The organism is Kitasatospora sp. NPDC032150 (assembly GCF_055579945.1).
The window spans coordinates 44,020-56,342 of the sequence record NZ_JBVIMH010000024.1; the positions used below are offsets into that span (position 1 = coordinate 44,020).

7 protein-coding genes and 1 pseudogene are annotated in these 12,323 nt (G+C 69.7%); 3 read left to right on the plus strand and 5 right to left on the minus strand.

All coding sequences use genetic code 11. From position 1 onward, the window contains the following. Positions 1-217: 217 nt before the first annotated feature. Positions 218-4,462: a ricin-type beta-trefoil lectin domain protein gene (locus ACZ5ON_RS25325; RefSeq protein WP_465596973.1), complete on the plus strand. Its 4,245-nt coding sequence runs from the start codon at positions 218-220 to the stop codon at positions 4,460-4,462. Positions 4,463-4,609: 147 nt separating this feature from the next. On the opposite strand, the gene ACZ5ON_RS25330 is transcribed toward ACZ5ON_RS25325, so the two are convergent. Continuing rightward, positions 4,610-5,203, minus strand: a complete 594-nt coding sequence (locus tag ACZ5ON_RS25330) for a hypothetical protein (protein WP_465596976.1) — start codon at positions 5,201-5,203, stop codon at positions 4,610-4,612. Between the two features lie 156 nt (positions 5,204-5,359). Between ACZ5ON_RS25330 and ACZ5ON_RS25335 the strand changes: the two are divergent. Next, a pseudogene (locus ACZ5ON_RS25335) lies at positions 5,360-5,732 on the plus strand (MmcQ/YjbR family DNA-binding protein). Between the two features lie 339 nt (positions 5,733-6,071). Here the strand turns inward: ACZ5ON_RS25335 and ACZ5ON_RS25340 are convergent. Then, positions 6,072-6,347, minus strand: coding sequence for a hypothetical protein (locus ACZ5ON_RS25340; RefSeq protein ID WP_465596979.1), 276 nt, complete (start codon positions 6,345-6,347; stop codon positions 6,072-6,074). A 162-nt stretch (positions 6,348-6,509) separates the two neighbouring features. On the opposite strand from ACZ5ON_RS25340, the gene ACZ5ON_RS25345 reads away from it, so the two are divergent. Continuing rightward, positions 6,510-7,850 carry an N-acetylmuramoyl-L-alanine amidase gene (locus tag ACZ5ON_RS25345; protein ID WP_465596982.1) on the plus strand — a complete coding sequence of 447 codons (1,341 nt, stop codon included), beginning with the start codon at positions 6,510-6,512 and terminating at the stop codon, positions 7,848-7,850. 78 nt (positions 7,851-7,928) lie between these two features. On the opposite strand, the gene ACZ5ON_RS25350 is transcribed toward ACZ5ON_RS25345, so the two are convergent. From ACZ5ON_RS25350 to ACZ5ON_RS25360, 3 genes are all read right to left on the minus strand, one after another. After that, positions 7,929-8,867 (minus strand): AraC family transcriptional regulator, encoded by a 939-nt coding sequence (locus ACZ5ON_RS25350; protein WP_465596985.1) that lies wholly within the window; start codon positions 8,865-8,867, stop codon positions 7,929-7,931. Between the two features lie 106 nt (positions 8,868-8,973). Then, positions 8,974-9,897, minus strand: a complete 924-nt coding sequence (locus ACZ5ON_RS25355) for an NADP-dependent oxidoreductase (protein WP_465596988.1) — start codon at positions 9,895-9,897, stop codon at positions 8,974-8,976. A gap of 230 nt (positions 9,898-10,127) precedes the next feature. Further along, complete coding sequence (locus tag ACZ5ON_RS25360; RefSeq protein ID WP_465596991.1) at positions 10,128-12,089, minus strand: glycoside hydrolase family 5 protein; 1,962 nt, start codon at positions 12,087-12,089, stop codon at positions 10,128-10,130. Positions 12,090-12,323: the final 234 nt, after the last annotated feature.

Consider the following 12,323-nt stretch of genomic DNA (forward strand, 5'->3'; position numbering starts at 1 on the left):
CGTTACATAGCACCTGATGCCCAATCAGGACATATGGACATTTGACGGCAGGGCATTTGACGGCACCCGTGCGGAACCCACATCGTTCCGCTCCGAACCTCCGTATGAACGTTGCGGATACTGAAGAGGGGGGCACTTCACCGTCATGTTTCACATCAAACCGACAAACCGGGTACCGAGAACATCGAGCCCGCCACGAGCGCGGACGCGACGCCTGGTGGTATTGGCGGCGACCACCGCGCTGGGCGTCGGCCTGCTCATCGCGCCGGCCTCTGCCGCCGCCGGACCTGCGCCGTCCACGGGGCCCGTCCGAGCCACGCTGGCAGACCAGCAGCAGTCGATCCTGAACGCCCGCCAGCAGGCCAGGTCCACCGGAAAGCCTGTCGTGGTCGACGCACTGACCACCGAGACGTCGCAGACCACGGCCAATCCGAACGGCAGACTCACCACTTCCGACTTCCTTCAGCCGGTGCGGACCAAGCGCGGCACGGCGTGGGCCGACCTGGACACCACGCTGCGGCGTAACAGCGACGGAACTCTCAGCCCTGCGGTCACCACCAATACCCTGACCGTCTCGGGCGGGGGCGACGGCCCCCTCGCAACCATCACCACCGCCGACGGCAAGAAACTCGCCGTCACCGCACCGTTCACGCTGCCAGCGCCCACACTCTCCGGCGACACCGCCAGTTACCGCGACGTCCTGCCCGACGTCGACCTGCAGCTCACCGCGCTGCCGGACGGCGGCTGGCGGGATGTCATAGTCGTCCACACGGTGACCGCGGCAGCCGATGCGAGACTCAAGACCTTGCACTTCCCGGTGCAGGCCACCGGCCTGAGCGTGGCCACAGACAAGGCAGGGAACGTCAGCGTCAAGGACGGCGACGGGAAGGTGCGCCTGCACGCTCCCACGCCCTTCCAGTGGGACTCCAGCACGCCCAAGGTCCCGGTCGCCAACTCCAAGGCAGCCAAGGCGAGTCCTCGTAGTGTCGCCCCGAAGGCAGAGCCCACCACGCCCGTCGGCGGGTCAGGCCCGGCAGGTCCCGGCGATGGCGCCACCGTCGCGAAGATCGGTATCAAGGCCACTGATACCGCGATCGAGCTCACCCCCGACTCGGAGACGCTCGGCAAGGGCACCGGGCCCTGGTACCTCGACCCGACGCTCACCAGCGCGTCCGGCAGCACCCAGGGCTCACTCCAGGTCCAGGAGAACCATCCGGACGTCGAGAACTACAACTCGGTGACCAACCTCGGTACCGGCTACTGCGGGTACAGTGACTGCACCGGCTACGGCCGTTACCGCCCCTACTACCAGATCGCCGTCAACCCGGTTCTCTACACGCAACCCGGCGGCGCGCCCCAGCCGCCGACCATCTACGGCTCGACGCTCTATGCCAACGTGGTCGACGCTTCCAGCCCCAGCACCGAAGTACCGCTCGGCCTCTACAACACCCCGCAGATCGACAGCCACACCACCTGGAACAACCAGCCGTGCGGCAACGGAATGAGCGGCTGCGACAAGGTCGGTCCCTCCACCAAGATCACCGGTGCCGGGCCGATCGACTTCGACGTCACCTCGATGATGCAGACCGCCATCGCCCACAAGTGGGACGTCTGGACCATCGCGATCGTGCCCGACGACGAGTACGACAAGACCTACCGAAAGCACCTCTCGAACAACCCGAAGATCGTCACCGAGTACGACATCACCCCGAGCATCTGGGCTCCGGCCACCAGCCCGACCCCGGGCTTCGCCGCCACCAACCAGTACAACGGATGCCGGACTCCCGGCGGCGGCGCCTCCTACAACCCCGGCTGGGTGGGTGCCAACCAGAACATCACCCTCTCGGCCAGCAGCTGGTCCCCGGCCGGGTTCAACCTGCACACCGGCTTCCGGCTCTGGGACGACAACAACAGCCAGTTCAACTGGTCGGCCGACAGCGGCTGGCTCGGCTCGTTCAACACGGCGACCGTCCCCGTCGGGATCAACTCCCTCAGCGACGGCCACCAGTACCACTGGACGGCCAACGCCACCGATGACATCCTCACCTCCTCGGCCTCCGACCCGTGCTACTTCCGGGTCGACAAGACACCTCCGACCGTGAGCGTCAGCTCCGCCGACTTCCCACCCTCAGGCACGCCCAACAACAACCCCACCAAGTTCAACACCGACGCGGGCACCTTCACCATCAGCGGTACCGACCCTGCCCCGGCCGACGGCAGCGCCTCCGGGGTCGCCTGCTTCCGCTGGAGCAACAACCCCGCACCGGTCACCGGCTGGCACTGCGGCGATCCCGGCACAGTCACGGCCGGCGCTGACGGAACGACCAACTTCAGCTATGTTCCGGGCACTTGGGGAACCAACATCCTCTACGTGCAGTCCCAGGACAACGCCGGGAACTACAGCCAGCCCGCCGCCTACAGCTTCTACGCCCCGTGGAAGCCGGGCAGCATGCCGGTCTTCGGTGATCTTACGGGCGACGGGAAGCCCGATGTGGTACTGCCGGACGTGAACGGCAATCTCCGGCTGATCCGCCCAGCGCTCGACGGAGCGGCCGCCGCCGGGAACATCAGCGGCTCAGCCGCGTTTTCGCCGACAGGCACATGGAACGGTGTCCAGGTCACCCATCGCGCCTCACTGTACGGCGGCGCACCGGTGGACGACCTGATCGCCCACCCGACCGGCGATCCCCGGTTGTACCTCTACGGCAACGACGGCCACGGCAACCTCATCTCCCGCACCTCGTTCTACAAGTCCGGCACCACCAACAACACCCCGGTAACCTGCCAGGACATCACCGGCGCTGCCATCACCTGTCCCGCCGACTTCGGCACCGACTGGTCCAACGCCACCCAGATCCTCGCCCTCGGCACACCCGAAGGCGAGAACGTCGGCACGGACGCCAACGGCAACCACATCCTCACCCGCACCTCCCTCCTCGCCGTCATCAACCACCAGCTCTGGCTCTTCCCGCCCGGCACCACCAGTGCCCGACTGCTCAAACCGACCGACACCCAGGTATCCAAGGGCAAGTGGGACAACTACGACCTGATCAGCCCCGGACCCGCCAACGGCGGCAACCAGCCCACCCTGTGGGCCCGCGACCGCATCAACGGCGCCATCCACGCATACCCGATCACCAAGAACGCGGACGGCACGGTCAACTACACCGCGCTCACCGATCCCACGAGCGGAACCATCCCCACCACCGGCGGGGTCACCCCGGCAGCCTTCCCCGTCGTCGGTTCCAACGGCGACCTCACCGGTGACGGCATCGCCGACCTGTGGGCGCTGACCGCCGACGGCAAGCTGGTCGTCTGGCCCGGTCGCACCGTGGACGGCACCGCCGCCACACCCGTGAACGACTTCGCTGGAGCATTCACCGCAGGCGACTTTCGCGCGCCGCTCGGCCGCTGGAAGCTCAACGAGGCGACCGGCAGTACCACTGCCGCCGACACCACCGGGGCCCACCCACTGACCGTCCAGGGCGGTGCGGCATTCCGCGCTGACACCGTGGGCGGCCGGAGCACCGATGTCGCCGCCTTCAACGGCACGGACTCCGTTCTGACCACGGGGGCCTTCGCCCTCGACACCACCAAGTCGTTCACCATCTCCCTCTGGGCCAAGGCGAACAGCTCCGGCGGTGTCCTCCTCTCGCAGGACGGAACAACCGCCAGTACCTTCCAGCTCTGGCCCTCCGACCGGGGATCCGGCGTGTCCGAGTGGCGGTTCGGCATGGCAGCATCCGACACCAACGGCGCGGCCGTCGACCAGACGGACTCCACCAACGCCGCCGCCCGGGTGCAGTTCGGCACCTGGCAGCAGCTGACGGCCTCCTACAATGCCGATACCAAGCAACTGCTTCTCTTCGTCAACGGCGCACTCGCCGGGACCGGACTGCACAACACCGCCTTCCAGAGTGGCGGGCCGCTCGTCATGGGCAGATTCAGGAACAACAACGCGTCGGCGGCATACTTCAACGGCAGCGCATCGGAGGTTGCGGTTCATCCCTACGCGAGCCCGGTGACCACCTCGGCGCCGACCGTCATCCAGAGCGGAACCGGCGTCTCGAAGTGCATCGACAACAGCAACGGCCAGACCGCCGACGGCAACCCCCTGCAGGTCTGGGACTGCTACCCCGGCATCGCCGCCCAGTCCTGGAACCTCAACGCCAACGGCACCATCACCAACCAGGGCCACTGCCTGGACGCCGACCACGGAACACCCGCGAACGGCACCCACGTCCTGCTGTGGACCTGCACCGGCGGCTCCAACCAGCAATGGCTACCCACCGGCACCGGCGGCCTCTACAACCCCACAACCGGCCGCTGCCTGGACGACCCCGACGCCAGCACCGTAAACGGGACGCAGCTCCAGGTCTGGGACTGCTACAACGTCCCGGCCCAGCACTGGAGCATCTCCAACGCTCAGCCCGTGCGGACCGCTCCGCTCCCGGGGACATGACCTCGACATCCCCCTGAGCGGCGTCCGCCGCCATGCACACCGGCCCCCGACGCGATCCCCTGGAGCGCGTCGGGGGCCGTGGGGTGTATCGACTCAGAACGCAAGGAGGCCGTCCCGAGTTTGGATCGGATGGGCCTTCCATGGTTGTCAGTTCGCAATCGTCTGCTTCAGCAGATCCCGGTCGGCATCCCTCAACCGGAAGGTATGCGTCCCCTCGGCGCTGCGAAGTGACACGGCAGCGGGAAAGCTGCGCGTGAGAGGGTTCTTCCGCGGAGTCGCGCTGTCCAGGCGGTAGGGCCCAGTGAGCGGTGTCACCGGTCGGCCGAGCCTCTTCCACGCCAGCGCCGGGCTGCCGTCCTCGGAGACCGACAACAACAGGGCGCCCGATCCGATCTCCGGCTCTACCATGACCGCACGGGCGAAGATCCGCTGCCCCCTTCGGAGCGCGTCCACATCCTCGGCCACCGTCCTTCGGCGGCGAACGAGCCGATCAAGTCGACCCACCCTGGTCCCCACCGACGGATACGCGCCCTCCACCGTCGCCAGCATGGTCGCCGGCAGCGCCGCCTTCACCAGCCCAAGGGCAATGATCCAGACCAGCCCACCGATCAGCCACGCGGCCAACCGCCCCAGCGCCTGCTGATCCGCGTCGCCGTCGGCCAGAGCCGCCCCGGCCTCACCCGCGAGCAGCACAACTGGCACGGTCGCTATCAGCAGAGGCCACCGGATAATGCTCTTCATCTCACTCCATCTTCTTACCGAACCATCACTTCTTAACCGACGGCCCCGGACGATACCTCAACTGCCCGCATCATGCGTCGTGTTGGTGGTATAGGGAAAGGCCAGCTGTGCGGATCGCACGGCTTCGGCGGTGGCCGTACGTCTAGGGTGGTGAGCGTGGTGGATGCCGATGATGTTCGTCGTATCGCGTTGCCCCTCCCAGAGACCGTGGAGAAGGAGGCGTGGAGCATGTCGACGTTTCGGGTCGCCGGGAAGATGTTCATCACGGTGCCTGACGATCAGACGTCATTTCGCTGTGCGGTGTCCGAAGCATGATCGGGCGGAGTTGATCGCCGCGGAGCCGGAGAAGTTCTGGGTGCCACCGCATGAGGTGTCCTCCGCCTGGGTGCGCGTGCGGCTCGGCGCCCTTGAAGACATGGCCGAGCTGTACGACATTCTTGTGGATTCATGGAAGCAGGCCGCACCGGACCGCCTCGGGGAGGACTTCGGCGTGCTGGGACCGGTCGACCCGGGTGAGGGTAACCGGTGACCTGGCCGGCGAGCCCGCGCATGGGTGTGGGGATCCGCGTCCGGCGCCCTGGGGCGCCCAACGGCGTTCAGGTGGGCCCAAACGCGCGGATCGGTCGGCTACGGCGTCAGAGTGGATTGGAGTCGCTGTGGGGCTCTCAAAATCCCTCCTGCAGCACGTACTCACCGCCATCGCCGTCAACATCGAACGCCTCAGCCGACAGCCCCCGGGCGAGAGCACACCCCCACGACCACCGACTGCCTTCCAAAACCACCTCGACCAGCAAGGTATCCAGCGCCTGCGTTCCTGGCGAGCCGTCAGCTGACGCCGCAGCGACCAAGATCCCCGACAGAGTCAAGCTCAGTCGGGGCGCCGACTGGCGTCGATCCGTTCGGCGTCGTTCCACAGGACGGGCATGGCGCCGACGGGCTCGAAGCTGATGTCCTGATCACTGCTGTGGACGAGGCAGATCACCCGCCGCCCGAACACCGCCGCGCGCCGGGCCTGGTCGGCGATGATGTCCAGCACGATCTGCGCGGCCTCCGAGCGGGCCTCGGCGAACCTGTGGTAGTCGGTGAAGGCCAGTACCAGGCCCGCGCCTCCGTCGGTCTCCTGGAACCCGCCGTCACAGACCACATCGCCGAAGCACTCGTCGAGCGCATTCAGATTTGGTACTCGCGTGCTCCGGCGGCCACCGCAGCGAGAGGGCTCGACATTGCTTCCGGCACCTACAATCCGTTCCGGAACCCGATCCGAAGCGAGTCGTGATCCTCCCAATCCACCCACAGGACGGCTGTCATGACGACGAAGCACCGGATCGGTACCGCACTCGCCCTCACCGCCGCCGCTGCCCTGTGCCTCGCCACGTTCGGCCCGGCGACGTTCCCGGGTGCGGCGGGCGCGACCGGGCAGAGCACCGACTGCCCGCGCTTCCTCCACTGCGACTGGGTCCCGGCGGCCTACCAGCAGAACGGTGACCTGGGCGACAAGCGGGCCTACGGCAACTACGACCTCTCCGACCGGCCGTACACCAACAGGATCAGGTACCTCGTGCTGCACGACACCGAGGAGCGGTACGCGGCCACCCTGAGGATCTTCCAGGACCCGGCCCGGTCCGCCTCCGCGCACTTCGTGGTCCGCTCCCGGGACGGCCACACCACCCAGATGGTACGGACCGGGGACGTCGCCTGGCAGAGCGGCAACTCCTACGTCAACGCCCACTCCATCGGCATCGAGCAGGAGGGCTACGCCACGGCCGGCGCCGGGTGGTTCACGCCTTGGATGTACCGTTCGACGGCCGCGCTGGTCCGCCACCTCGCCGACGAGTACGGCGTACCGCTCGACCGGCAGCACATCCTCGGGCACGACGACGTGCCGCCCACCTCCACCGCCGGCACCAAGGCGATGCACTGGGACCCGGGACCGTACTGGGACTGGAACCGCTTCATGGCCCTGGTCGGACGGCCCACCGTCCCCACCGCCCCGCCCGACAGCCGACTCGTCACCGTCAACCCGGTGTTCGCGCAGAACCTGCAGGCCTTCCGCGACTGCGAGAAGCACACCGACCTGCCGCTCCAGCCCAGTAGCGCAGTCCCGCTGTACACCGAACCGTCCACCGACGCACCGCTGTTCGCCGACCCGGCGCTCCACCCGCCGGGCGCGGCGGGCACCGACTGCGCCGACGACTGGGGCGACAAGGTGAGTGCGACCCAACAGGCGGTGGTGGCCGAGCGCAGACCCGGCTGGACCGCCATCTGGTGGTACGGCCAGGAAGCCTGGTTCCAGACCCCCGGCGGCACCCGCACCACCACCCCGACCGCCGGAACCGTGGTGCGGCCCAAGGCGGGGCGCAGCGAGGTCCAGGTGTACGGGGCGGCCTACCCGGAGGCCGCCGACTACCCGGCCGACTTCACCGAGCCGCGCACCGGCGCGCCGCTCCCGTACACCGTCAAGGCCGGCCAGTCCTACCCCGGCGGTAGCGAGGCGCCCGCCGGGTACTACTACGCGCCGACCTTCGACTCCTCACTCCCCTACGACCACACCTACTTCCCGGGCGGCACCGGGTACGTCACCGTGCAGATCGGTCACCGGGTGGGCTTCGTGAAAGCGTCGGACGTGGACGTCGTCCAGGTCGGCTGAGCCCGGGTGAGCGGGCGCCGGGCCCGGCGTGGATCCCTGCGCCCGCTGTTCCGGCCCACCCCGGGTCCGTCCGGAGCGTCAGGCCGCCTGGGCCCGGCGGCGGTAGTGGCCGGGGGCCAGGCCGTACTCGCGTTTGAAGGCCTTGCCGAAGGCGAACTCGGAGCCGTAGCCGGCCTGGGACGCGATGGTGCTCAGGGGGACGTCGGCCTCGCGGAGGAGTCTGGCGGCCGTGGTCATCCGCCAGCGCTTGACGTAGGCCAGCGGCGGTTCCCCCACCATGGTGGCGAAACGGCGGGCGAAGGCGGCACGGGAGAGTCCGGCCCGGGTGGCCAGGGATTCGACGGTCCACGGAGCCGACGGGTCGTCGTGGATGGCCGCGAGCGCGGGTGCGACCGCCGGATCGCCGAGCGCGGCGGCCCATCCCCGGGCGGCAGCGGCGGGCTGCTCCTCGAACCAGGCCCGCAGGATGTACAGCAGCAGTGAGTCGATCAAGGTCGGCACGATGCCCTCCGAGCCGATCCTCGGACTGTCGAGCTCCGCGCCGAGCAGCTGGACGGCGGCGGCGAGTTCGGGGTGCCGGCCGTGCCGCGCCGGGAGGTGGATCAGCTCGGGCAACTGGCGGACCAGCGGGTGCGGCCGGGTCTGGTCCAGGTGGTAGCTGCCGCAGAGCAGGCTGGTGAGCGGACCGTCTCCGCCGATCGACAGGGATCCGATCGGCGGTGCCTGACGGTACTGCTCCGGCCGGGCCCTGGTGGGTGGTGTGGCGGGGTCGTCGGCGAGCACGTGGCCGCTGCCGTCCCGCAGGAAGACCACGTCGCCGGGCCCCAGGGCGACCGGCCCGAAGCCGGCCTCGGACTCCTCGGCCGGGATCAGCCAGCAGGTCCCGTGCAGCACCACGTGGAACCCCGCCCCGGCCACCGGCGGCAGCCGCAGCCCCCAGGGCGCCCGGCCGTCGGTGCGGACCGACGCCGGGTGACCGGTCCGCATCGATGCCAGTGCCTCGGTCAGGACGTCCATGCTCCGCTCCCTCTCACTCGCTCACCGCGGGGCGGTGCGGGCCGCCCATCCCCTGAGGTCCCGCACCCTCGCGCCGGCGGGATCAGCCCCCTGGGGCCCGGCAGGTTCAGACCGTCAGGACGATCTTCCCCTGAGTACGTCCCGACTCGACCCGCGCGTGGGCCTTCGCGACCTCGGCCAGCGGGAAGGTCTCCTCGACGTGGGGGCGGATCCGGCCGGCCTCGACGAGCCCCGCGATCGTGGCGAGCGCGGCGCCGTCCGGCTCCACCGAGATCCCGGCGAACCGCCGGCCGGCCGCCTCGGTCCTGGCCCGGAGCGCGTCGTCCCGGTGCTCCAGGATGGTGACCAGCACACCGCCGGGCTTCAGCACGGTGAGCGAACGGTCGCCCTGGGCGGTCGAGTCGAGGACCACGTCCACGTCCCGTACCGCCTCGGTGAAGTCCACCGCCCGGTAGTCGATCACCTCGTCGGCGCCCAGACCGCGGACGAACTCGTGCCTGGCCCCGCCGGCCAGCGCGATCACCTGGGCGCCGCGCGCCTTGGCGATCTGCACGGCGAGGTGGCCGACTCCGCCGGCCGCGCGGTGGATCAACACCCGGTCCCCGGCCTTGACCCGGGCCCCGTCCACCAGACCCTGCCAGGCGGTGAGGGCGGCCAGCGGGAGCGCCGCGGCGTGCACGTGGTCGAGCGGGGCCGGCTTGCGGGCCAGCTGCGACGCGGGCGCGGTGACGTACTCGGCGTAGCCGGCGGCGGCGCGCGGGAAGAACGGCATCCCGAACACCTCGTCACCGACCGCGAACCCGGCCCCGGGCCCGGCCTCTTCGACCACCCCGGAGATGTCCCAGCCGAGCCCGAACGGCGGTTCCCCGAGCAGCGGCAGCATGCCCGACCGCACCGCGATGTCCACCGGGTTCAGCGCGCTCGCGTGGACCCGGACGAGGACTTCACCCGCCCCCGGCCGGGGCCGCTCGGTCTCCACGACCTCGAGCACCTCGGGGCCGCCGAACGAGTTCTGGACTACTGCGCGCACGGGACTCTCCCTTGTTCCTTCGCGGTTGACGTGATCAACCCTAGGAAGGCCGGGCGAGACGCAGAATGGCCTGAAGTCTCCCGTACATGTCCAGGCGTCTTCTCTTCAGGCACTCCCGGGCAATGGGACGCTCACGCTGGCGACGGCCGGCCTGCCGACCGCTCGCGAGCAGCTGCGCGCCCCGCCGGCCGGCACCCGGGTGTGAGCCCGGCCGGCAGGGCGCCGCGGGGTCAGCGCAGCGGGCGGCACAGCAGGGCGTCGGGCACCCCGCCGTGCAGCCACTTCCAGGTGTACGCGACTCCCGCGACGTACTCGTTGTCGGCGCACTGGCCCTTGTAGTAGCCGGGGGCCCAGTCGCTGGCGCCCGAGCCGCCGGTGGCGGGACGGTTGTCGCCGCGGTCGAACCAGACGTTGCGGCCCGAGGTGGGCAGCGGGGTGCTCGACGGTGCACAGAGCAGCGCTGACATGGCGTTGCCGCGCACGCTGTAGCCGACTGCGAAGGAGTTGTCCGGGCACTGCAGCTTGTTGTAGCCGGCTGCCCAGTCGCCCTCCGTCACATAGCGCTCGTCGGTGACCGGCAGGTAGGCGCCACCGGACTGCGCCGGCTCGCCGGAGTCCGTGCACAGGCCCCGGCTGTCGTTGCGGCCGAGGCCGATCAGCCGCTGGCCGTCCGGGCAGTTGCCCTTGCGCGCGCCGGAGTCCCAGTCGGGCTGCCCGAGCATCCGGGCGGAGACGTCGTAGTCGGCGTGGTCGAGGTTGAGCATGTTCCAGCGGGCGGTGGGCGCGACCGGGCCGGTCAGGCTCGGCGCGTTCACCAGCCGGTTCCAGTCGGCGGCCCGCCAGTCGCCCGGGTCGTTGATGCTGAGCTGGTTGCCGTGCTGGTCGTAGTCGAGCAGCGCCCAGTTGTCCAGCGGAACGCCGTTGTCAGTCCAGCCGACCAGCGGCCAGATCGCGAAGTCGGTGTCATTGGCGGCCAGGACGTCGGTGAAGCTGTGGAGCCACGCCTGCTCCTTGGCGTCGGTCGATCCGCGGCCGGCCGCGCCGAACTCGCTGACCCACACCGGCGCGGTGAAGTGCTGCCCGGACTGGGTGACGAACAGCGCCTCCTGGTTCACCACCTGGGCGAGCTGGGCGGGAGTGAAGTCCTCGTAGCGAGGGTCGCTGGTGGCCCCGAGGCCGCTGCCCGCGCCGCTGTTGGCCGGGCCGGTGTAGGCGTAGAAGTGCGCCGCGTAGACCAACTTGTCCGAGCGGATCAGGGTGTTGGAGAGGTTCTGGACCGGCGTCAGCATCGGTCGCCCGTGCGGCAGTCCGTTCAGCGGTATGCCGTACCAGTTGATGCCCTCCATGATGACCAGCATGTCCGGGTCGGCCTGGAGGATCCGGTTGCCGGCCTCCTCGAAGGCGGCGTTCTCGTCGTGGCCGTCGCCCCGACCCCAGTTGGGGTCGTCGAAGGTGTCACGGCGCACCTCGTTGCGCAGGTCGGCGCCGACGACGCGCTTGTTGTCCTGGTAGCGCTTCACCATGAACAGCCAGTCGTCCTCCCACTGCGCGGTGGACTGGCCGCTGTTCCAGCGCTCGTTGCCGTCCAGGCCGCAGCACCAACGGGACGTGGTGGTGTGGTTGTTGAGGATCACGGCGAACCCGTCCGCGGTGAGCGCCGCGACCACGGCGTCGTACACCTGCAGCGGAGTGTCACCGCGCAGCTGCGGGTTGGCCGCGACGGCCGAGTCCGGCACCGGGGTGGTGTTGTGGACCATCGCATTGGAGAAGGGCAGCCGGATGCTGTTGATGCCGAGGCTGTGGAACCCGGCCAGGATCCTCGCCATCGGGGCGCGGTCCAGCCCCAGCGGCATGTCGTGGGCGGGCTCGCCGTGCGCGTGGTTCGCCGGGTCGGCGGGGTCGCCGCTTCCGGTCCAAGTTCCCTGGGCACCTTCCCAGTTGCCGGACTCCAGCTTGAACCGCTCGCCGTTCGCGTCCACGATGTAGCGTCCCCTGGTACTGAGCGGCCCGGTCCAGGAGGCACTGAGCTGAGCGCCCGTGAGCACGTTCGCGGCGGGGCTCGCGGCGGGCGTGGCCGCGACCGCCGCCCCGCCGCCGGCCGCCCCGACGACCAGGGCGAGCGCGGATCCGGCGACCACCAGAGCACGGGCGAACAGTCCCCTGGGGACCGGGCCTGGCCTGCTGTCTGTCACTACTTCTCCCTCGGAGGGTGGGTGTTGCGAGGAGGTGGGTGGGCAAGGCTGCCGCCGGGACGGCATGCCGCCGCCCCGTCGAGTCGGATGCATCCTGCCATGTACGGGATAACGGAAGGGACTTGCGCGCTGGATGGCTGCTGAACAACCGCGTGCGGGCCGGACGGCAACCGGCCGGATCGAAGCCGCGTGAGTCGGTGTCAGGTGAGCGGCATCCGCTGGTCCCGGGAGCGC